13 protein-coding genes are annotated in these 21,821 nt (G+C 68.6%); 10 read left to right on the top strand and 3 right to left on the bottom strand.

Annotated features, from left to right (window positions below; all coding sequences use genetic code 11):
* Positions 1 to 203 precede the first annotated feature (203 nt).
* Together IFT54_RS13310 and IFT54_RS13305 are read left to right on the top strand one after the other, a co-directional pair.
* Positions 204 to 1,487, top strand: coding sequence for a DEAD/DEAH box helicase (locus tag IFT54_RS13310; protein WP_031396629.1), 1,284 nt, complete (start codon positions 204 to 206; stop codon positions 1,485 to 1,487).
* An 80-nt stretch (positions 1,488 to 1,567) separates the two neighbouring features.
* On the top strand, positions 1,568 to 3,751 hold the full coding sequence (locus IFT54_RS13305) for a penicillin acylase family protein (protein WP_192070998.1): 2,184 nt from the start codon (positions 1,568 to 1,570) through the stop codon (positions 3,749 to 3,751).
* Here the strand turns inward: IFT54_RS13305 and IFT54_RS13295 are convergent.
* Together IFT54_RS13295 and IFT54_RS13290 are read right to left on the bottom strand one after the other, a co-directional pair.
* Entirely contained in the window at positions 3,748 to 6,390 is a 2,643-nt protein-coding gene (locus tag IFT54_RS13295) for a M1 family metallopeptidase (protein WP_244648965.1), read from the bottom strand. The genes IFT54_RS13305 and IFT54_RS13295 overlap by 4 nt on opposite strands.
* A gap of 11 nt (positions 6,391 to 6,401) precedes the next feature.
* Positions 6,402 to 8,213 carry a DUF885 domain-containing protein gene (locus IFT54_RS13290; RefSeq protein WP_192070996.1) on the bottom strand — a complete coding sequence of 604 codons (1,812 nt, stop codon included), beginning with the start codon at positions 8,211 to 8,213 and terminating at the stop codon, positions 6,402 to 6,404.
* Positions 8,214 to 8,332: 119 nt separating this feature from the next.
* On the opposite strand from IFT54_RS13290, the gene IFT54_RS13285 reads away from it, so the two are divergent.
* The 8 genes from IFT54_RS13285 (at position 8,333) to IFT54_RS13250 (ending at position 21,365) form a co-directional block, all read left to right on the top strand.
* The gene (locus IFT54_RS13285) at positions 8,333 to 9,205 is read left to right on the top strand and encodes an oxygenase MpaB family protein (RefSeq protein ID WP_244648964.1); all 873 of its coding nucleotides are present in this window, start codon (positions 8,333 to 8,335) and stop codon (positions 9,203 to 9,205) included.
* A 371-nt stretch (positions 9,206 to 9,576) separates the two neighbouring features.
* Positions 9,577 to 10,845 carry an efflux RND transporter periplasmic adaptor subunit gene (locus IFT54_RS13280; protein ID WP_192070995.1) on the top strand — a complete coding sequence of 423 codons (1,269 nt, stop codon included), beginning with the start codon at positions 9,577 to 9,579 and terminating at the stop codon, positions 10,843 to 10,845.
* A gap of 134 nt (positions 10,846 to 10,979) precedes the next feature.
* Positions 10,980 to 14,159, top strand: coding sequence for an efflux RND transporter permease subunit (locus IFT54_RS13275; RefSeq protein ID WP_192070994.1), 3,180 nt, complete (start codon positions 10,980 to 10,982; stop codon positions 14,157 to 14,159).
* Between the two features lie 10 nt (positions 14,160 to 14,169).
* Positions 14,170 to 15,582 (top strand): efflux transporter outer membrane subunit, encoded by a 1,413-nt coding sequence (locus IFT54_RS13270; RefSeq protein ID WP_192070993.1) that lies wholly within the window; start codon positions 14,170 to 14,172, stop codon positions 15,580 to 15,582.
* Positions 15,583 to 15,666: 84 nt separating this feature from the next.
* A complete protein-coding gene (locus tag IFT54_RS13265; RefSeq protein ID WP_192070992.1) occupies positions 15,667 to 16,173 on the top strand; it encodes an RNA polymerase sigma factor in 507 nt (168 codons plus the stop codon).
* Between the two features lie 7 nt (positions 16,174 to 16,180).
* Positions 16,181 to 17,107 (top strand): FecR family protein, encoded by a 927-nt coding sequence (locus IFT54_RS13260; protein ID WP_244648961.1) that lies wholly within the window; start codon positions 16,181 to 16,183, stop codon positions 17,105 to 17,107.
* Positions 17,108 to 17,196: 89 nt separating this feature from the next.
* Positions 17,197 to 20,097 carry a TonB-dependent receptor gene (locus IFT54_RS13255; protein ID WP_342354832.1) on the top strand — a complete coding sequence of 967 codons (2,901 nt, stop codon included), beginning with the start codon at positions 17,197 to 17,199 and terminating at the stop codon, positions 20,095 to 20,097.
* The gene (locus IFT54_RS13250) at positions 20,097 to 21,365 is read left to right on the top strand and encodes a histidine-type phosphatase (protein ID WP_192070990.1); all 1,269 of its coding nucleotides are present in this window, start codon (positions 20,097 to 20,099) and stop codon (positions 21,363 to 21,365) included. Before IFT54_RS13255 ends, IFT54_RS13250 begins: the two co-directional genes overlap by 1 nt.
* Before the next feature lie 13 nt (positions 21,366 to 21,378).
* On the opposite strand, the gene IFT54_RS13245 is transcribed toward IFT54_RS13250, so the two are convergent.
* Positions 21,379 to 21,699, bottom strand: coding sequence for a hypothetical protein (locus tag IFT54_RS13245; protein ID WP_031441677.1), 321 nt, complete (start codon positions 21,697 to 21,699; stop codon positions 21,379 to 21,381).
* Between the last annotated feature and the right edge of the window lie 122 nt (positions 21,700 to 21,821).

Below are 21,821 nucleotides of genomic sequence, written 5' to 3'. Positions count from 1 at the left end.
GCCGCGAGGACGTCCGATCGGGGCGGTCCGTGGCGCATTTTGGTCTCAAGGGTTGCCCGCTGCCGCCGGTAAGCGAATGCCCTTGGCGCGTTGCCGCTATTCCAGATTGACGCAGTGCAGCATAAAACCTACCAGCGCGCGCTCCCGAAATGCTAAGCCCGACCAGGCGCGGCCTTGCCCAGCGCCGGAGGCGCCGCTTTACCATGACCACGACCTTCGCCGACCTCGCTCTGGCTCCCTTCCTGCTCGAGGCGCTCGCCGAACAGGGCTATGCCCACCCGACGCCAATCCAGGCGCAGTCGATCCCGCAGCTGCTGCAGGGCCGCGACATGCTCGGCATGGCGCAGACCGGCACGGGCAAGACCGCCGCGTTCGCGCTCCCGCTGCTCCACCGGCTTGCCGCCGATCCCCGCCCTGCCCCCAAGGGCGGCGCGCGCATCCTCGTCCTCGCGCCGACGCGCGAACTCGTGTCGCAGATTGCCGCCGGGTTCGAGAGCTTCGGCCGCCATCTGAAGCCGAGCGTGATGACGATCTTCGGCGGCGTCAGCCAGTTTCACCAGGTCAAGGCGCTCGAGGCCGGCGTCGACATCATCGTCGCGGCACCGGGCCGTCTGCTCGATCTGGTCGAACAGGGGCTTTGCGACCTGTCGGCGCTCGAGGCGCTGGTGCTCGACGAGGCGGACCAGATGCTCGACATGGGCTTTGCCAAGCCGATCGAGCGGATCGTCGCGACCTTGCCCGCGGACCGGCACACTTTGCTGTTCTCGGCAACCATGCCCAAGTCGATCGCGACGCTGGCCGACAGCCTGTTGCGCGATCCGGCGAAGGTCGAGATCGCCCCGCCCTCGACCACGGTCGACCGGATCGAGCAATCGGTGATGTTCCTCGACGCCGCGAACAAGAAGGATGCGCTGCTCGCGCTGCTGCGCACGCCCGACATCGGTCAGGCGGTCGTGTTCACGCTGCAGAAGAACATCGCCAACGACGTTTGCGCGTTCATCGGCGAAGCGGGGATCACCGCCGAGGCGCTGCACGGCAACAAATCGCAGGGCCAGCGCGAGCGTGCGCTCGACGCGTTCCGTGCCGGCACCGTCCAGGTGCTCGTCGCGACCGACATTGCGGCGCGCGGGATCGACGTCGACACGGTGACCCACGTCTTCAACCACGACCTGCCGAGCCTGCCCGAAAGCTATGTCCACCGCATCGGCCGGACCGGACGTGCGGGCCGCAGCGGGTTCGCGGTCACGCTGTGCGACGCCGAGCAGCGCGCATGGCTCCACGACGTCGAGCGCGAGATCGGGCGCACGCTGACCGTGCACGACGATCACGAATGGCATTGCGAAGTCGCGCGCCACTCGACCAAGCGTGCGCCGGTGCTTGGCGGTGGCCCGGTCAAGCAGGTCAAGGCGCCCAAGCCGCCGCGCGAGCGCAAGGTGTGGACCGAGGAAGAGAAGCTCGCCGCGCGTATGGCCGCCCAGGCCGCCTGACCGCGGGGACCGTGTCGACCCCGTCGAGACGGCGGGGGCGACGCATGGTCATTCCCGGGTTTGCGGCTTAGGCTGCCGCGATGGCCATGATCCTTCGACACGCCCGCACGCCGGTGATCCTGTTGGCGATGCTGACGACGGCGCCCAGTGCCCCACCGACCGAGCGGGCACGGTGGGCGGCGCAGGCGGCACGCGTGACGATCACCCGCGACGACTGGGGGATCCCGCATATCCGCGGTCGGTCCGACGCGGACGCGGTGTTCGGGCTGATCTACGCACAGGCCGAGGACGACTTCGCGCGGATCGCGGCGAATTACCTGACCGCGCTCGGCCGGAGCGCGGAGGCGGACGGCGAGGACGCGGTCTGGGCCGATTTGCGGCAGCGGCTGTTCGTCGACCCAGCTGAACTCCAGCGCGACTATGCGGCAAGCCCCGGCTGGTTGCGGACGCTGATGCAGGCCTGGGCCAACGGGCTGAACTATTATCTGGCGACCCATCCGCAGGTGAAGCCAAAGGTCCTGACCCGGTTCGAGCCGTGGATGGCGCTGAGCTTTACCGAGGGCAGCATCGGCGGCGATATCGAGCGGATATCGCTGAGCGACCTCAAGACCTTTTACGGCACGCCGACGCCGCCCAGCCCCGAGGAGCTGGGCATGGTGCCGCGTGAACCGGCGGGCTCGAACGGGATCGCGATCGCACCGCGCCTGACCGCGAACGGCCATGCGCTGCTGCTGATCAACCCGCACACCAGCTTCTACTTCCGCTCCGAGGCGCAGATGACGAGCGACCAGGGGCTCAACGCTTACGGCGCGAGCACCTGGGGCCAGTTCTTCATCTATCAGGGCTTCAACCCGTCTGCGGGCTGGATGCACACCTCGTCGACGGTCGACAATGTCGATGACTTTGCCGAACGGGTCGTCCGCGGCGACGCGGGCTACCGCTATCGCTACGGCAAAGCGCTGCGGCCGGTCACCACGAGGGTCGTCACGCTGCGCGTCCGCAACGCCGACGGCACATCGGGCACGCGCCGCTTCACGACCTATCGCACGCATCACGGCCCGATCGTCGCGAGCAAGGCGGGACGCTGGATCGCGACCGCGCTGATGTGGAAGCCCGTGCCTGCGCTCGAGCAAAGCTATCTGCGGACCAAGGCGACCGACCTGGCAGGCTATATGGCGGTTGCACAGCGCAAGGCGAATTCGTCAAACCACACGCTGTTCGCCGACGCCAAGGGCGAGATCGCGTTCCTGATGCCGCAGTTCATGCCGATCAGAAGTGACCGGTTCGACTATACCCGGCCCGTCGACGGCAGTGACCCGGCGACCGACTGGCGCGGGCTGCACGGGCTCGCCACGCTGCCGAGCGTTGCGAACCCACGCACCGGCTGGGTGCACAACACCAATGACTGGCCCTGGAGCGCGGCCGGACCCGATAGTCCGCGGGCGGCGGACTATCCTCGCTACATGGATCAGGTCGGCGGCAATGCGCGCGGCGTCCATGCGGATCTGTTGCTGACCGGGAAACGCGGCTGGACCGCGGAGACGCTGCGTGCGGCGGCATACGATCCCTACCTCCCCGCCTTTGCGCGGCTTCTCCCCGGTCTGGTCGACGCCTGGCGGACGCTGCCTGCCAGCGATCCACGGCGGGCGAAACTCGCGGCGCCGATCGCGCTGCTCGATCGCTGGGATCACCGCTGGGGCTATGGCTCGGTGGCTACCAGCCTTGCGGTGTTCTGGGGCGATCAGCTGTGGCGCGAGGTCGGCGGGTTCGCACAGGCCGAGCGGATGAACGTGCCCGATTACATCGCAACGCGCGTCACGCCGGAGGCCAAGCTGGCCGCGTTGTCGGCCGCGGTCGACGGGCTGAGCCGCGACTTTGGCGACTGGCGGACGCCGTGGCAGGCGATCAACCGCTTCCAGCGGCTCGACGACGCAATCCAGCCGCATTTCGACGATGCGCGCGCGTCGACGCCCATGCCCTTCACGTCCGCGCAATGGGGCAGCCTCGCTTCGTTCGGCGCCAAGCGCTGGCCGGGGACGAAGCGCTATTACGGGACCAGCGGCAACAGCTTCGTCGCGGTCGTCGAATTCGGCCCGCGCGTGAAGGCGACGGCGGTCATGGTCGGCGGCCAGAGCGGCGATATCGCGTCTCCGCACTTCGCCGACCAGACCGCGCGCTACGCCGGCGGCACGCTGCGCCCGGTCTATTTCCATCCCGACGAGCTCAAGGGGCATGTCGCGCGGGAATACCGCCCCGGCGGCTAGGTCTTCCGAATGGCGACGGTGCGCGCCAGTTCGTCGCGCGCCAGCAGGACCTTGCGGCGCACGTCGATCGGCAGCGACCGCTGCTCGCCAAGAAAATCGTCGACGATCCGCAGCGCCTCCGGACTCACCTGCCCGCCGATGAACCCGTCGATCCATGCGGGCAGGAAGAAGATGCGGCGATTCTGCCGGATCCACAGCAGGCGATCGAGCGCCGGTCGCAGAAACCCGATCGTCAGCGCCGCCTGCCCGTCCGCATTGAACGCGCCGAGGCTTTCGCTCGCCCATGCCTCGTTGAGCGCAGCATCGTCGAAATAGCGCTTGAAATAGGTGGTCTTCACCGCGGCCCGCGGGGATGCCGCCTCTGCGACAAAGGCATCCTTGGCGGCTTCGGTCGAGGTGTCGCGCGCGCGCTCGGCGGCGAAGCGCGTGCCCGCGTCGGGCGCGTCGATCGTGATCAGCCGCCGGACGATCGCCCAGCGTGTCGGTTGGCGGATAAGCTCGCCGGCCAGTCGTGCGCGGCCGTCGAGCAGGGCGCGGAGGCGGTCGAGCGCGAGCGGCGTCCGTGCGGTCGCGATCAGACGGTCGAGCGCGTCCTTGCGCAGTCCATAGCCGATCGCCGCATCGTCGATCCGCGCGAGCAGCGCTGTCTCCCAGCCCGCCCGGAGACCCGCGCCGCGTGTCTCGGTGAGATAGACGTCGAGCGCCGCTGCGCCGCGCGACAGGATCGCGCGCGATATCTGTTCGTCGCGCTCGGCGGGAAGCTCGCGCAACAGCACCGCAAGATAGCGTTCGGGCGGCAGCCGGCGGTCGCGGACCACATCCCAGAGCGCGCTCCACAGCATCGCGCGCAAGAGGCTGTCCGTCACGCTGCCAACGTGTGCGGCGATCCACGCGACGGTCCGGTCGTCGGGCATGAACAGGCCGTAACCCTGGTCGTCGTCATTCGCCCAGACATAGTCGGGCGCGAGCAGTCCGGCGGCCTTGTCGACGGTCGCGACCGCCCCTTCGAAGCGTGCGTCGAGCACGACGTCGTCGCGGTCGTGATAGCCGAGGCGGACGCGCACCTTCATCGGCCAGGCGCCACCCGGATCACCCGGCAACCTGCTCTCCGGTCGCTGTTTCAGCACCAGCGCGCCGATCCGCCCCTGCGCGAGCGTCAGCGCGGTCTCGATCCGCGGCAGCCCCGCGCGCAGGACATAGTTGCGACCGAACGCGCCCAGATCGATACCCGACGCCTCACCCACCGCACCGAGCAGGTCCTGCCAGGTCGCATTGGCATAGCGATGCCGGGTAAGGAACAGGTTCAGGCCGTGCCGGAACCCGTCCTCGCCGACGAAGAACGCCAGCTGCTTGATGACCGCCGGCGCCTTGTTGTAGACGATCGGTCCGTAATTGCTCTTGGCGGCGTCGAGATTGTCGAGCGATTGCCAGAGCGGTGCCGTGCCACTGGTCGCGTCGGCGCGATAGGCGGGCGTCTTGATCGACAGCAGGAACGTCGTCCAGGCGTTGCTGTCCGGTTGCAGGTCCGCCTGGATCCGCGCGGCCATGAAAGTCGAGAACCCTTCCTTCAGCCACAGATCGTCGAACCAGCGCATCGTGACGAGATCGCCGAACCACTGGTGGCTGATCTCGTGATAGATGGTCTGATCGCGCGCCAGCTGCTGCGGCAGCGTCGGCGGCTCGCGGAAGACGAAGCGGTCCTCATTGTAGAAGACCGCGCCGACATGCTCCATGCCGCCGAAGGGGAAGGCCGGTGCGAGCACGAGATCGAGCTTGGCGAAGGGAAAGGCGATGCCGAACCAGTCGGCGAGCCAGCGCACCGCTGCGCGATTGGTCGCAAGCTGTACCTCAGCATCGACCTCGGCCGCGCGCGAATGGCGGGCGTAAAGCGTGATCGGCTGCTCCCCGGCGGGGGCCGATGTCGTGCCGACCCAGGGCCCGGCGGCAAAGGCGGCGAGATAGGTGGAAATCGGCGCGGTCTCCGCGAACCGCCAGCGGGTCGCGGCGCCTTGCGGGGTCTTCGCGGCGACCGGCCCGTTGGCGATCACCGTCCAGCCATCGGGCGCGACGACGTCCCAGCGGATGCGCGCCTTCAGGTCGGGCTGATCGAAGCACGGAAACAGCAGATTGGCGTCCGACGGCACCAGCAATGTGTAGAGATAGGTCCGCCCGTCGGCCGGGTCCTTGAAGCGGATGATCGCGGCGCCTGCGCTGGCGATCGGGGTCTCGAAGCGCGCCGACACGCTGTTGGCTCCGGTCTTCAGCACGCGCGCTGGCAGCACGAGATGGCCATCGCGTCGCGCAGTGGCCGGGACCGCCACGCCGTTCGCCTCCAGCCCGGTGAGCATCGTTCCGCGGAAATCGAGGACGAGGTCGCCGCTGTCCCTGACCCGGTCGAACCGGATTACGACCGACCCGACCGCACGGTCGGCGGCCGTGACGTCGAGCGAGATGGCGTAGCGGACCCGCGCGATCTGTGCCGCCCGCCGTTGCGCCAGTGCGAGCGATATGCCCGGCCCGGTCAGCGGATCGGCAGCGACGGCCGCCTGCGCCATGCCCGGCCAGCCGATCGCCGGGAGTGCGAGCGCGCTCTTCAACAGGGCGCGGCGATCCGCTTCGCGCGGCGTGTCCGGATCCATCGTCACGCCCCTTATTGCCGGTGCGCGGCGATGTAGCGACCGACCTGTTCGTCGAGCACGTCGAGCGGCAGCGCGCCCTGGTCGAGCACGGCTTCGTGGAAATCGCGAATGTCGAACCGCGACCCCAGTTCGCGTTCGGCGCGCGCGCGCAGTTCGGCGATCTTGAGCTGACCGACCATGTAGCTGGTCGCCTGCCCCGGCCAGTTGAAATACCGGTCCACCTCGCGCGCGATATCCTTGTCGGAAACCGAGCTGTTCGCCTTGAAATAGGCGATCGCCTGGTCGCGGTTCCAGCGCTTGGCATGGATCCCCGTGTCGAGCACCAGCCGGATCGCGCGCCACACCTGGAGCGACAGCATGCCGAACCGCGCATAGGGATCCTTATAGACCCCCATCTCGTTCGCGAGCCGCTCCGAATACAGCCCCCAGCCCTCGATATAGGCGCCATAGCCGCCGAACTTGCGGAATTTCGGGATGCCGGTCAGCTCCTGCTGGCGCGCGATCTGGAAATGATGGCCCGGCGCGCCCTCGTGCGCGGCGATGCCGGCGACCTGGACCTTCTGCGTCTGGTTCATGTCGACCAGGTTGACGTAATAGATGCCGGGCCGCGATCCGTCCGCCGACGGCGGGTTGTAGAAGGCGGTGGACGCGGTGCCCTCACGCCATTTCTCGACCGCGCGCACCTCGAGCGGCGCCTTGGGCAGGGTCCGGAAATAGCGGGGGGCCGCCGCCATCACCGACGCGATCACGGCGCGCGCGTCGCCGAGATACTGTTCGCGCCCCGCACTGGTGTTGGGATATTTGAACTGGGGATCGGTGCGGATCTTGTCGAAGAACTGTTCGAGCGTGCCGGTGAACCCGACCTCGCGCTTGATCGCCTCCATCTCCTGCCGGATCGCGGCGACCTGTTTCAGGCCCAGATCGTGGATCTGGTCGGCGGTCAGCGCGGTCGTGGTCGAGGTCTTCAGCCGGTCGGCATAATAGGCCGCGCCATCGGGCAGATTCCAGGCGCCGAAATTGCCCTTCGATTGCGGCTCGATGGCGTCCAGCGTCGCGAACAGCTGGTCATAGCCCGCACGGAACGGCCCCGTGAGCGCCGCGCGCGCCTCCTCCAGCAACGCCGTCTTGGTCGCCACGGGCACTGCCAGCGCGGTCACCTTCTTGCGGAAATCGGCCATGACCGTCGAATCCGCGCCCGCGTCGAACGGGGCACCGACCAGCACAGCGCGTGCATCGGCACGGGCGGGCGCGAAATTGACCTTGTTGGGGATGATCCCGGCCGCCGCCTGCTCGCGCATCGTCGTGCTGACCTCGCGCATGACGCGCTCGGTATCGCGCAACCGTGCGATATAGGCCTGCGCGTCGGCGAGCGTATCGACCTTGTGGTTGTTGATCAGCAACACCGGGATGTCGCCCGCGGGACTGCCGTTGGTCGTGACGGGGAAGCGCAGCTTGCGGAAGCGCAGCGATTGCCGCCCGCGGTCGACCTCATATTCGAACAGCCGGTAGCTCACCCGCGCGCTTTCGCCCAGATCGTCGGGACGGAACCGCGACCGCATGGCCTTCAGCTGCCGCTCCGACAGGGCCTGCGCGCGGACCGCGGCGTCGGCGGTATAGTCGTCGAGCCGGTCATAATGCGTCTTCATGCCGAGCTGGGTCAGCGATTCCGGGCTGAGATCAAGCTGTTCGTCATAGGCCTTGTCGAGGAATGCGAGCAGTGCCGCATCCTGCGCCGCGACGCGCTGGGTCTCCACCGGCGCCGGGGCGGCGGCGAGGACGATCGGCACGGTGGGCAGCAGCAATAGGGCAAAGGCAAGACGCATTACATTCTCCTGTCGAATGCGTGCTTGTCGCGCGCGGATCCCGTCAGCGCAATCACGGACCGCCAATTGCATGGCCGCTCCAGCGTCAGGTGCGAAATTGGCGATCGCGCGTTCATGCCATGATGAAAGACCTTCCTACTCTGCTGCGTGACCGGGCCAGGTCCGGCGCCAAGGCCCGGATCGTCGGGCAGGTGCGTGCGCTGTTCAACGACCAGGCGCGCGGCGAGGCGCCGGTCCAGCGCAGCGCTGCGGCGATGTTCGCGCCCGATGCGGTGATCGGCACAGTGCATGGCGACGTGGTCAGCATGATGGTCGGCGGCGTCGCGGCACTACTGCTGCAGATGCTGCACCCGGCAGTTCTGGCGGGCGTCTGGGATCATTCGAACTTCCGCACAGACATGCTCGGCAGGCTCCGGCGCACCGCGCGGTTCATCGCGGTCACGACCTATGGCGAGCGCCCCGATGCGGAGGCGGTGATCGCGCGTGTCCGCGCGGTGCACGCGCACATCGCCGGGACGCTCCCTAACGGCACGCCCTACCGCGCGGACGATCCCGCGCTGCTCGCCTGGGTCCATGTCTCGGAGGCCTGGTGCTTCCTCGCCGCGTGGCAGCGTTTCGGCGACCGCCGGCTCGGCATGGCCGAGCAGGACGCCTATTATGCAGCGTTCGCCGAGGTCGGCGAACTGCTCGGCGCCGCATCGCTGCCGCGGGATCGGGCGGGAACGGACCGTTATCTGCAGACCATGCGCCCGCAGCTTGTCGCGGATGCCCGGACGCGCGAGGTTGCCCGGTTCGTGCTCGAGCAGACACCTGCGAACCCGCTCGCCCTGCCCGTCCAGCGTATCGTGATGCAGGCCGCGGTCGATCTGCTGCCCGCATGGGCGCGGCGAATGCATGGGCTGGCGGGGTCGCCGGCGTTGATGCGGCCCGTCGTCACGTCGGGCACACGCAATCTGGCGAGAACATTGCGCTGGGCGTTTGTCGAGCAATAGCCGATCCCCGGCCGTCGCGATTAAACTACCAGCCGGTATGTTAATCTGGTTGACAGGTTTCCGCGCCGCTTTATATACCAGCCGGTAGACAAACAGTCCCGGCCGATGGTCGGTCAAATTGTCGTCCGTCAATCGTCTTCCGGCCACCGAAGTGGCCGACACTGTCCTAGTCGAACGCCAAGAATTCCGCAGTTTTCAGACCGGTTACGGCATAATGCCGGCGACCGGATATCGTCCACGCTTGTCATCTGGACTGTCGATGCCGCGAGCACCGACGATCGGTGACGCATGTCCATTACAACGGGGGGCAATCCCATGGCATATCCCAGATTCACGTGCACGTCAGCCGATCGATCACGGAGCGATGCGGCATGACCGTGTTCACCCCGATCAAGGCGGCCGACGCCACGCCGGTGGCGGCCCCTGCCCCCCGACGCAGACCCGTTTGGCAGCGCGGCGCGATGCTGCTCGTGCCGGTCGCGCTGGTAGGTGCGATCGGCGTCCGGCTGCTCGATCAGCCCGATGCGGCGATGGCGGCGCCCCCGCCCGCCTCGGTCACGGTCGCATCCCCGCTGGTACGGCAGGTGAGCGAATGGGACGATTATGTCGGCCGGTTCGCGCCGAGCCGCAGCGTCGAGATCCGGCCGCGTGTCGCGGGCGAAGTCACCGGCGTCCACTTCCATGACGGCGATATCGTCCGCAAGGGACAGCTGCTCTTCACGATCGACTCGCGCCCGTTCGCCGCCGCGCTGGCCGAGGCGCACGCCAACGTCGCAAGCGCCAAGAGCGCCTTGTCGCTTGCGCGGACCGACCTCGGCCGTGCGCAGCGGCTGGTCGCGGACGAAGCCGTCTCGGCGGGTGAGGTCGACGCGCTGCGTGGCAAGCTCGAAGCCGCCAGCGCCGCACTCGCCGCCGCGCAGGCGCGCGAACGTGCCCGCGCACTCGACGTCGGCTTCACGCAGGTTCGCGCGCCGATCGGCGGGCGCATTTCCGATCGCCGCGTCGATGCGGGCAACCAGGTCGCGGGCGGCGAAGGCACCGGTGGCACCGTGCTAACGACGATCAACGCGCTCGACCCGATCTACTTCACCTTCGACGGGTCGGAGGCGCTCTACCTCAAGACGCAGCGCGCGCGTCAGCCCGGTGCGGCGCCAGCGGCGGTCGAGATCCAGCTGCAGGACGAGACCGAGCATCGCTGGAAGGGCAAGCTCGACTTCACCGACAACGGTCTCGACCAGCGTTCGGGCACGATCCGCGGCCGCGCGGTGCTCGCCAACCCCGGCTATTTCCTGACGCCGGGGATGTTCGGCAACATGCGCCTTGCGAGCGCGGGGACGCGGCAGGCGTTGCTGGTGCCGGACGACGCGGTGCAGACCGATCAGGCGCGGAAAGTGCTGCTGACGATCGATGCGAAGAACGTCGTGAGCCAGAAACCGGTCGAACTCGGGCCGGTAGTCGATGGCCTTCGGATCGTCCGCTCGGGGATCGGGCCGAACGACCGGGTCATCATCCAGGGCACGCAGATGGCGATGCCGGGTGCCACGGTTGCGCCGAAGGCGGGACGGATCGCGGTCGCGACCGGGGCCGCTGCGCCGGCGTCGGTTCAACCGATCTCGGGTGAGGCCACGCTCGCCAGATAACCACCGTTCCCCGGCGAAGGCCGGGGCCCAGGTGGCATAGCTTTTCGATGTAATCACTGCGGTTCGCCCAACTGGGCCCCGGCCTCCGCCGGGGAACGGAAAAGCGCGCGCGCCCTCTATCGAGGACACAAACCATGCGCTTCTCGCGCTTCTTCATCACCCGGCCGATCTTTGCTGGCGTGATCGCGGTGATCATCACGATCGTCGGTGCGATCGCCTATATGTCGCTGCCGGTGTCGCAATATCCCGACATCGTCCCCCCCACCGTCACCGTCAGCGCGACCTATCCGGGCGCGTCGGCCGAGACGGTCGCCGAAACCGTCGCCGCGCCGATCGAGCAGGAGATCAACGGCGTCGACAACATGCTCTACCAGTCGTCGCAATCGACCGGCGACGGCAAGGTGACGATCACCGTCACCTTCAAGATCGGCACCGACCTCGATGCCGCGCAGGTGCTCGTCCAGAACCGCGTCGCGGTCGCGGTCCCGCGCCTGCCCGAGGACGTCCAGCGATTGGGCGTCGTCACGCGCAAGACGTCGCCCGACTTCCTGATGGTCGTGAACCTCGTCTCGCCCGACAACTCGCTCGATCGCGGCTACATCTCCAACTATGCGCTGACGCAGGTCCGCGATCGCCTCAGCCGCATCGACGGCGTGGGCGACGTGCAGCTGTTCGGCGCGCGCGATTATTCGATGCGCGTCTGGATCGACCCAGGTCGCGCCGCCGCGCTGGACCTCACCGCGGGCGAGATCGTCGCAGCGCTCCGCGCACAGAACGTCCAGGTCGCCGCCGGCACGCTCGGCCAACCGCCTTATGACAAGGGCAACAGCGCGTTTCAGCTCAACGTCGAGACGCAAGGGCGCCTGACCGATCCCAAGCAGTTCGCGGACGTCGTCATCCGCACCGACGCGCAAGGGCGCCAGGTCCGCGTCTCGGACGTCGCGCGCGTCGAGCTCGGCGCGCAGGATTACGGCGCCAACACCTATCTCAGCGGCAAGCCCACCGTCATCGCCGCGGTCTTCCAGCGTCCCGGCTCGAACGCGCTCGGCGCCGCGCAGGCCGTCACCGCCGAGATGGAGAGCATGTCGAAGCGCTTTCCCAAGGGCCTGGAATACGAGGTCATCTACAACCCGACCGAATTCATCGCGCAGTCGATCGACGCGGTGAAGCATACGCTGTTCGAGGCGATGATCCTCGTGGTACTGGTCATCCTCGTCTTCCTGCAGAAATGGCGTGCGGCGATCATCCCGATCGTGGCGATCCCGGTCTCGCTGATCGGCACGTTCGCGGTGCTTGCCGCATTCGGCTACAGCCTCAACAACCTGTCGCTGTTCGGCCTCGTCCTCGCGATCGGGATCGTCGTCGACGACGCGATCGTCGTGGTCGAGAATGTCGAGCGCAACCTCGAACACGGGCTCTCGCCGCTGGAGGCCGCGCGCACGTCGATGGACGAGGTGTCGGGTGCGCTCGTCGCGATCGTGCTCGTGCTGTGCGCGGTGTTCATCCCGACGGTGTTCCTGACCGGGCTGTCGGGCGCGTTCTACCGCCAGTTCGCGGTGACGATCTCGACCGCGACGATCATCTCGCTGCTCATCTCGCTGACGCTGTCGCCAGCGCTCGCCGCGATGCTGCTCAAGCCCAACGCCCCTACAGGATCGGGCAACCGCCTGACCCGCACGGTGCGCCGCGCGGGCGACGCGTTCAACCGCGGGTTCGAACGGATGAGCGAAAGCTATGCCCGCCTCACCGCGCGCCTCGTCGCCGCGCCGAAGCGGATGATGGTCGCCTATGCCGCGCTGATCGCGGTCACGGTCGGCGTCTTCATGGTCACCCCGTCGGGCTTCGTCCCTGCGCAGGACCAGGGCTATTTCCTGACCGTCATCCAGCTTCCGCCCGGCTCGTCGGTCGAGCGTACCGATGCGGTGATGCAGAAGGTCGCGAAACGCATCCTGCCGCTCGCCGGCGTCAAGGGCGCGGTCATGCTCGCGGGCTTTGACGGCCCATCGCAGACCCTCGCCCCCAACTCTGCCGCCGCCTATATCCCGCTCAAGAGCTTTGCCGAGCGCAAGAAGCTCGGCGTCACGCTCGCCAGCATCATGGCGGAATCGCAGAAGGCGACCGGCGACATCACCGAAGCGCGGCTACTGATCGTCCCGCCGCCGCTGATCCAGGGCATCGGCTCGGCCGGCGGCTATCGCCTGATGGTCCAGGACCAGGGCGGCCACGGCTATGGCGACCTCGGCAAGACGAGCTACGACCTGATCGGCAAGGCGAACCAGACCAAGGGCCTGGCGCAGGTCTACACCTTCTTCGATACCGCCACGCCGCGCATCTTCGCCGATGTCGACCGCGCCAAGGCCAACCTCTTGGGCGTCCCCCCGGAGCGTGTGTTCGAGGCGTTGCAGGTCTATCTCGGCTCGGCGTTCGTCAACGACTTTAACCTGCTGGGGCGCACCTACCGCGTCACAGCCCAGGCCGATGCGCCGTTCCGCAACACCACCGCGGACATCGCCAACCTCAAGACGCGCTCCAATTCGGGCCAGATGGTCCCGGTCGGCTCGGTCTCGACGTTCCGCGACAAGACCGGCCCGTACCGCGTGGTGCGCTACAACCTGTTCCCGGCGGTCGAGGTCGATGGCGACACCGCCAAGGGCTATTCCTCGGGCCAGTCGCTGGTGGCGATGGAGAAGCTCGCCGATGCGTCGCTGCCCGCGGGCTATGCGCATGAATGGACCGGCATCGCCTACCAGCAAAAGGCGGCCGGCAGCACCGCTGCCCTCGTCTTCGGAATGGCCGTGCTGTTCGTCTTCCTTGTCCTCGCCGCGCAATATGAGAGCCTGACGCTACCGCTCGCGATCATCCTGATCGTGCCGATGTGTTTGCTCGCCGCGATGACCGGGGTGAATTTGCGGGGGATGGACAACAACGTCCTCACGCAGATCGGGCTGGTCGTGCTCATCGCCTTGGCCGCGAAAAACGCGATCCTCGTGGTCGAGTTCGCCAAGCAGGCCGAGGAGCAGGACGGGCTGTCGCCGGTCGAAGCGGCGGTGCGCGCGGCGAAGGACCGGTTGCGGCCGATCCTGATGACGAGCTTCGCGTTCATCCTCGGCGCGGTGCCGCTGGTGATCGCCGACGGGGCCGGCGCCGAACTGCGCCAGGCGCTCGGCACCGCGGTGTTCTTCGGGATGATCGGCGTGACCGGCTTCGGGCTGCTCTTCACCCCTACCTTCTATGTCGTCGCACGGGCGCTGGCGATGCGGTTCGAACGCCGCAAGCCAGCCGCTGCCCAGCCGACGCTTCAGCCAGCCGAATAGGACCAGCCTCATGAAGTCCCTGCTTCTCGCGAGCCTCTCGGGGCTGACGCTCGCCGCGTGCGCCGCCGGCCCCGATTACGTCGCGCCGATCACCCCGCCCAAGGCGACCGCGTCGTTCGTCACCGTCAGCACGGCGACCGTCGCGACGGCGCCCGATAACGACTGGTGGCGGATGTACCGCGACCCGGTCCTCGACGGCCTCGTCGCCGATGCGCTCGCGGCGAACACCGACCTGCGCGTCGCCGTCGCCCGGCTCGACAGCGCCCGCGCGTCGCTGCGCGGCGCCAAGACCGATCGCGAGCCGCAGGTGAACGCCAGCGGCAGCGGCAATTACGCGCGAACCTCGCAGCTCCAGAACCTGCCCGGCTTCGACCGCGAGCGCGCCACCTACGATGTTGGGCTCGACGTCAGCTACGAGGTCGATCTGGCCGGCCGGGTCCGGCGCAACGTCGAGGCCGCGCGCGGCGACGTGGGCGCGGCGCAGGCCGACGCGGATGCGGTGCGGGTCTCGATCGTCGCCGCGACCACGCGCGCCTATGTCGACGCCGCCTCGTCCGCCGAACGCCTCGCGGTCGCCCGGCGGATCGTCGACCTGCTCGAGAAATCGAACACGCTGACGGGCAAGCGGGTCGACGCGGGTCGCGCCGCGCGCCTCGATCAGGTCCGGATCGCCGCGCTGCGCGATCAGCGCGCCGCGAACATCCCGCAGATCGAGGCCGAGCGCCAGGCCGCGCTCTTCCGGCTCGCCACGCTCACCGGCCGCACGCCGCAGGAGCTGCCCGCCAGCGCCGGCGCGCGCACGACCACGCCGCGTCTCGACCGGCCGATCCCGATCGGTGACGGCGCGAGCCTGCTCGCACGGCGACCCGACGTCCACGCCGCCGAACGCCGCCTCGCCGCCGCCACCGCGCGGATCGGGGTGCAGACGTCGCAGCTCTATCCGCAGATTGCGCTCGGCGGCTCGATCGGTTCGACCGCGCTCAGCGTCGGCGACGTCTTCACCGGCGGGCCTATCCGCTGGTTGCTCGGTCCGTTGCTCAACTGGTCGGTCAATCAATCGGCGGCGCGCGCGCGCATCGCCGGCGCCGAAGCCGACACGCGCGGTGCGCTCGCCAGTTTCGACGGCAGCGTGCTGACCGCGCTGGAGGAAACCGAGACCGCGCTGTCCAATTATGCGCGCGAACTCGATCGCCGCACGCAGCTGCAGTCCGCGCACGACAACGCCGCCACCGCCGCGCGCATCACCCGCGCGCGCCAGCGGGAAGGCCAGATCGACTTCCTCGACGTCCTAGACGCCGAGCGGACGCTGGCGGATACCGATACCGAGCTTGCCGCGGCGGACGCCCGCATCGCGGGGGCGCAGGTCGACCTGTTCCGTGCGCTCGGCGGGGGGTGGCAGGCGCCGGGCCGCCCTGCGGGCTGACACCGGCGCGGCATCGTCGCGTGTCACTGATCCGTCGCCGGCACGTCATCAAACTGTACCGGCGGGCGCATACCGCCTGGGCCGATGGGGACGTCCGAGCTCAGCGTGGTCGATACCGGGGCGGGTCGCCTCTGGGCGGGCTGGTCACGTCTACGCGCGCAGGTCGAGCGGCTGACGCGGCGGGCGGATGGCGAGGATCTGCTCCACGACGCCTATGTCAACATGGCGACCCTGCCCGCAGCGCCGCGCAACGACGAGGCCTTCCTTGTTCATGCGGCGGTCAACCGCGGCCGCGATGCGTTCCGGCGCGAGGCGGTTCGCGGGGCCAGCGAAGACGCGGGAGCGATCGAATGGCTGCGCGACTGTTCGCCGATCCAGGACGAGGTGCTGATCGCGAAGGCGCGGCTCGACCGGGTGCGCGAGGGGCTCGATCGTCTCAGCCCGCGGACCCGCGAGATCTTCCTGATGCAGCGGCTCGACGGGTATAAATATCGCGAGATTGCTGCGCGTCTGGGAATCAGCCAGAGTGCGGTCGAAAAGCACATGGCCAAGGCGATGACCTTCCTGGTCGATTGGACGGAGGATTGGTGAGCACGCAATGCATGGCCGCAAATCCCTAGACCGGATGTTTTCGGACAAGGCGGCGCCCGAACGCACCGCGGCGCAGTGGATCGCGCGGCTCAACGCGGACGACGTCAGCGCGCAGGACGCGATCGTCTTTCGGGAGTGGCTGACCGCGAACCCCGAACATACCGAACGGTTCGAGCGCGCGACCGACCTGTGGGACATGGTCCCGGGAACCGCACCGTCGCGCGCGCCGGTGGTGACGCGCCGCCGCGCGCTGGGCGGGGTCGCGGCACTCGCGGTCACCGCGGTCGCCGGGACCGGCGTGTTCCAGGCAGCCTATGCCGCGACGCCGTATCGGACGGGAATCGGCGAGCAGCGACGGATCGTGCTGCCCGACGGCTCGGCCCTGCTGCTCGACGCGGTCACCCGGCTGCACGTGGTCGCGACCGAGCGGCGGCGGCGGCTCTGGCTGACGCAAGGCCGCATCGACCTGACGGTGGCGCCATTCGCGACCCCGTTCACGATCACCGCGGCCGACCGGGCGATGACCGCCGGCGCGGGCCGCTTCGACCTGCGATGCGACGCGCGCGACGGGGCGGCCTTTACCGCGATCGAAGGGCGGGCGACGATCGCCGCGACGACGTCAACTGGCGCTGCGCACCTCCTGACCAACGGGTCGCGGCTGCGGAACGATGTGATCGATCGTCCCGACCTTGCGGCGACACGGGCCTGGACCAGCGGTCGTGCCGCGTTCCACGACGATACGCTCGCGACGGTTGCCGAGGAGGCGAACCGGTACAGCACGACGCGGCTGGTGATCGCCGACCCGGCGGTCGCTGGGCTGCAGGTCAGCGGCATGTACCGGATGGGCGACAATGTCGCGCTGGGGCGTGCGCTCGCGACGCTGCTCGGTTTGCGGTTGCGAACGATGGACGGTGCCGTCCTGCTCGGCGGATAAAAATTCGCGTCAGCGGGGTGGGGTAGATCGCGGCTCGCCCGTCGAGGAGGAGCGGCAGTATCGCCGCCTTCCTTGGGGGGATGAACACCGTGACGACCAATCGCCGGCGCCTGCGCCGTTCGTTCGTGATGGGCGCAGCCTGCGCCGCGCTGTCGACCGCCTTTGCACCCGCCGCGGCGATCGCGCAGGCCAAAATGGTACGCGTGCATCTGGGTGCCCAGTCGCTCGGCCGATCGCTCGAAGCGCTCGCCCGCCAGAGCGGCATCGACATCCTGTTCACGCCCGCTGCGGTTGCCGGTCGGACCGCACCCGCGATCGACGGCACGATGGCACCGCACGCCGCGGTCGAGCGGCTGATCGCCGGCACCGGGCTGATGGTCCGTCAGCAGCCCGATGGCGCGCTGATCGTCGCCGCGACGGTCGAGACCGCAGCGCCGCAGACTGCCGCGACCGCGCCGGCCGACGAGACCCGCGAGATCGTCGTGACGGGCTATGCGAGCAGCCTGACCGGTGCGCTGGCGCAGAAGCGCAAGGCGACCAACGTCATCGACGTCGTCAAGGCAGAGGATATCGGCAAGTTTCCCGCGCAGAACATCGCCGAGGCGCTCCAGCGCGTGCCCGGCGTGTCGATCGTCCGCGACCGTGGCGAGGGCGTGTTCGTCCGCATCCGCGGGCTTGGCGCCAATTTCCAGGTGGTGACGCTCAACGATCGCTCGGTCGCGGTGAACGAGAATGTTCGCGACAGCGGCCAGAGCGGCCGCCAGTTCCGGTTCGACACGCTGCCGTCCGAGTTGATGTCCGCGGTCGAGGTGATCAAGAGCCCGCGCGCGAGCCTCGACGAAGGCGGCATCGGCGGCACGATCAACCTGCGCACCTTCCGGCCGCTCGACCTGAAGAAGCCGGTGCTCTCGCTATCTGCGACGGCAAGCTCGCCGCGCCTGGCGGATGCGGTCGATCCGCGACTGTCGGGCATGGCGAGCTGGGCGAGCCCGGACGGCAAGTTCGGCGCGCTGATCGCGGGCGTCTATGACGAGCGCACCACGCGGCAGGACCGGATCACCGGCGTTGGCTGGGCGGACGGCAAGATCGACACCGACGGCAACGGCTCGCTCGACAGCGACACGATCCTGATCCCGACCGCGATCCGCCCGACGCTCGAGCGCGAGAACCGCGACCGGATCGGCATCAACGGCGCGGTGCAGTGGAAGCCCGACGACCGGTTCGAGCTGAACGTCGACGGGCTGTGGAGCCGGCTGAACGTCGCCTATGACGAGCTGACCTATTCGGCGGCGGATGGCTCCAACCTGCCGCGCGGGATCGTGCCGGGCAGCGCGGTGATCGAGAACGGCGTGCTGACCGGTGCGACGACGACCGCCTCGACCACGCAGATCGGCCGCGAGACGTCGGTGCTCCAGTACAAGAATTGGCTGGTCGGCACCAATGCGCGCTGGCAGGCGGGCGGCTGGACGATCGCCGCGGACGGCAGCATCGGCCAGGCCTATTCGAACACGCCCGAGCCGATCTATCGCACCCGTTTGCTCGGCACGGTGGGCGCGACGACGTTCGATTTCGGCAAGGCGGGCGACCGGCTGCCCAACGTCACGCTGCTGAGCGCCGACCTGTCGAACCCGGCGCTGCTGCCCGGACGGCGGATTGAATATCGCGTCAACGACTCGAAGGACCGCGAACGCGCCGCGAAGCTCGACGTCACGCGCGACCTGACCGGCGTGGTCAGTGCGCTGCGTGCGGGGGTGAAATACCAGAAAAGAACGCGCGCCTATGATCGTCGCGACATCAACTTCACCAGCGGCATCGCCGGCAAATATTTCGACGCGAGCTATTTCGTCCCGTTTCCGGTCGATGATTTTCTGAAGGGCGCGAACGGCACCCTGCCGACGAGCTGGGCGATGCCCGATCCGGCCAAGTTCCTCGCCGCCGCCACCGGCAAGGAGGCTCTGCTCGCCGCGCCGCTCGCACGCGGCGATCTGCGCAACAGCTATGCGATCGGCGAGGAGATCGTCGCGGGCTACGCGATGGCCGATTTTGCGTTCCCGCTCGGCGGCATCGCGGTGCGCGGCGATGTCGGCGTGCGCTATGCACGGACGCGGCAGACCTCGTCGGGCTATGCCGATGACGGCAAGGTCGCGCTGCCCGTCAGCTACGACAAGACCTATGACAACATCCTGCCCTCGTTCAATCTGGTCGCCGAGGTCTCGCCCGATCTGCAGATGCGGTTCGCCGCGTCGAAGGTCATCACCCGGCCATCGCTCGCCGATCTGGCGCCGCGGCTGACGATCAATTCGAGCCCGACCGTCCTCACCGCGGTCGGCGGCAATCCCGAACTGAAACCCTTCGAGGCGTGGCAATATGACGGCACGGTCGAATGGTATTTCGCGCCGGGCAGCGCGCTGGTCGGCGGCGTGTTCTACAAGGACATCACGACCTTCGTGTTCCAGCAGACGCGCGACTTCGTCCTCGACGGCCAGACCTATCGCCTGACCGCGCCCAAGAATGGCGGCGACGCCTATGTCGCCGGCGTCGAAATCGCGTATCAGCAGCTGTTCAAGATGCTCCCCGCGCCGTTCGACGGCCTCGGCGCGCAGGCCAATTACACGCACACCAAGACAGGCGGCACCTATGCGCTGGCGACCGGCGGCATTTTCCGCGATGCGCTGGTCGACGTCGCCAAGGACAGTTTCAACCTGACCGCCTTCTACGAGAAGGAGCGCGTCGGCGCGCGGGTGAGCTATAGCTGGCGCGGCAACGTGCTGCGCGACGTCGGCGGCGCAGGGCTCGCCGCCAACAACGACAGCGCGTTCGGCAGCCTCGATTTCGACATGTCGTACAAGGTGACGCCGAACGTGACCTTCGTCGTGCAGGGCATCAACGTCGCCGGCGGCGTCCAGTGGCAATATGTCCGCGACAACCAGTTTGCGGGCTATACCGATTACGGGCGGACGTTCATGGCCGGCGTCAGGGCGAAGTTCTGATGCGGATAGCCTCGCTGGCGGCCGGCCTCGCGCTGGTCGCCTCGTCCCTCGCGCCGGCACAAACGTCGCCGCCGCGAGAGGACAAACTCGAACGCGTCGTCATCGTCATGCGCCACGGCGTCCGCAGCGCGATGTCGAGCCCGGAAGAGCTCGGCCGCTACAGCCGCCGCGCCTGGCCGCGCTTCAAGGTGCCGGCGGGGCACCTGACTGCGAATGGCGCGACGCTCGTGACGATGCTCGGCGGCTGGTACGCGGCGCAGTACCGGCAGCTGGGGCTGCTCGGCGCGAGCGACTGCGCAGTCTATTACTGGGCGAACCACACGCAGCGCACCGAGGCGACCGCGACCGCGCTCGCCGCCGGCCTGACGCCGGGGTGCGCTGCGCCGATCCACCAGTCGGCGGCGGCCCCCGATCCGCTGTTCGAGGCGCCGCAGACCCCGCTCGCGCCGCTCGATGCCCCGCGGATGCTCGCGGCGATCTCCGCGCGGGTCGGCGGCGATCTGGCGGCGTGGGACGCGCGTCAGACCCCCGGCCGCGATCGGTTCGAGGCGCTGATGCTGCAATGCCGCCGTATCCCGTGCTCCACGACCGAGCGCACCCGGGTCCAGCGCCGGCTGGGCGATACGCCGATCACGATGCGGATCGACGCGACGGGCAAGCCCGACCTCACCTCGCCCAGCCTGCAGGTCGCCGGGATCGCCGAGAGCCTCGTCATGGCCTATGCGGACGGGCTCGCCTTCCCCGGCTGGAGCGGGATCGACGCGGCGACGATCGGCAAGGCGCTCACCGTCCATGGCGCCGGCATCGACCTGCGCACGCGCACCCCGGAAGTCGGCCGCCAGACCAGCAGCTATCTCGCGATGCGGCTGCTCGCGACGCTCCAGCGCGGCGCCGGCGCGACCGCGCTGGCCGACCCGATCGGCAACGCGGAGAAGATCGTCGTCGTCAGCGGCCATGACGGCACGGTGACGATGCTCGCCGGGCTGCTCGGTCTCGACTGGACGCTGCGCGATTACGGCGCCGGCGAAGCCGCCCCCGGCGGCGGACTGGTGTTCGAGCTGTGGCGTCGTGGCGCGACCGGCAAGAGCGTCGTGCGGGTTCGCTATGTCGCGCAGGGGCTCGACCAGATGCGCTACCGCATCCCGCTATCGGCGCAGACTCCGCCGGAGACCGTTGCAATTCCGGTCCCCGGCTGCGGCGACCCCTGCCCGCTCCCCCGCTTCACGCGCTATGTCCTCGATCAGGTGTCGCCCCCACCGCAGGGCTAGCGCGGAGGCGCGCTTAATTGCCCTCGGCGTCGACGACGAACACGACGGGCTTGCCGCGCGACATCGGCTCCCAGCCTGCGCCCAACGCCGCCCGGATACCGCGCGAGATGGTCGGATCGTCGATCTGAAGCCGCCCGCGCGGCAACCCCTTCAGCAGGCGCTTGGGGGCGGGAAATTCGAGCATCGCCTCGCGCTGGCAGTCCTTCTCGAGCAGCGAAAGGACCATCCCCTTCCACCCGTCGTCGTCCGACCATTGCGGCTCGCTCTCGAGGCGCCAGTCATAGGTGGTGCCATCGACGTCGATGGTACCGGAAGTGCTGAGATTTTTCGACATGCCGCCGCCTTAGCAGGTCTGTCACGGCATGCCATGCGTCTGATCGCACGCCATAGCGGGGCCTGAATTACCAGCCTGCGACGGAGCCGCTATGTTCTTGGCGTGGGTGATCGTAGAAGCCG

The organism is Sphingomonas sp. CFBP 13714 (genome assembly GCF_014842205.1).
Classification (GTDB): domain Bacteria; phylum Pseudomonadota; class Alphaproteobacteria; order Sphingomonadales; family Sphingomonadaceae; genus Sphingomonas; species Sphingomonas aerolata.
This window is presented reverse-complemented; position numbering and strand designations above follow the sequence as displayed.

What these genes read in the sequence shown, in the direction of transcription:
- IFT54_RS13310 (WP_031396629.1), top strand. Translation starts at nt 204, where the DNA reads ATGACCACGACCTTCGCCGACCTCGCTCTGGCTCCCTTCCTGCTCGAG.
- IFT54_RS13305 (WP_192070998.1), top strand. Translation starts at nt 1,568, where the DNA reads ATGGCCATGATCCTTCGACACGCCCGCACGCCGGTGATCCTGTTGGCG.
- IFT54_RS13295 (WP_244648965.1), bottom strand. Translation starts at nt 6,390, where the DNA reads ATGGATCCGGACACGCCGCGCGAAGCGGATCGCCGCGCCCTGTTGAAG.
- IFT54_RS13290 (WP_192070996.1), bottom strand. Translation starts at nt 8,213, where the DNA reads ATGCGTCTTGCCTTTGCCCTATTGCTGCTGCCCACCGTGCCGATCGTC.
- IFT54_RS13285 (WP_244648964.1), top strand. Translation starts at nt 8,333, where the DNA reads ATGATGAAAGACCTTCCTACTCTGCTGCGTGACCGGGCCAGGTCCGGC.
- IFT54_RS13280 (WP_192070995.1), top strand. Translation starts at nt 9,577, where the DNA reads ATGACCGTGTTCACCCCGATCAAGGCGGCCGACGCCACGCCGGTGGCG.
- IFT54_RS13275 (WP_192070994.1), top strand. Translation starts at nt 10,980, where the DNA reads ATGCGCTTCTCGCGCTTCTTCATCACCCGGCCGATCTTTGCTGGCGTG.
- IFT54_RS13270 (WP_192070993.1), top strand. Translation starts at nt 14,170, where the DNA reads ATGAAGTCCCTGCTTCTCGCGAGCCTCTCGGGGCTGACGCTCGCCGCG.
- IFT54_RS13265 (WP_192070992.1), top strand. Translation starts at nt 15,667, where the DNA reads ATGGGGACGTCCGAGCTCAGCGTGGTCGATACCGGGGCGGGTCGCCTC.
- IFT54_RS13260 (WP_244648961.1), top strand. Translation starts at nt 16,181, where the DNA reads ATGCATGGCCGCAAATCCCTAGACCGGATGTTTTCGGACAAGGCGGCG.
- IFT54_RS13250 (WP_192070990.1), top strand. Translation starts at nt 20,097, where the DNA reads ATGCGGATAGCCTCGCTGGCGGCCGGCCTCGCGCTGGTCGCCTCGTCC.
- IFT54_RS13245 (WP_031441677.1), bottom strand. Translation starts at nt 21,699, where the DNA reads ATGTCGAAAAATCTCAGCACTTCCGGTACCATCGACGTCGATGGCACC.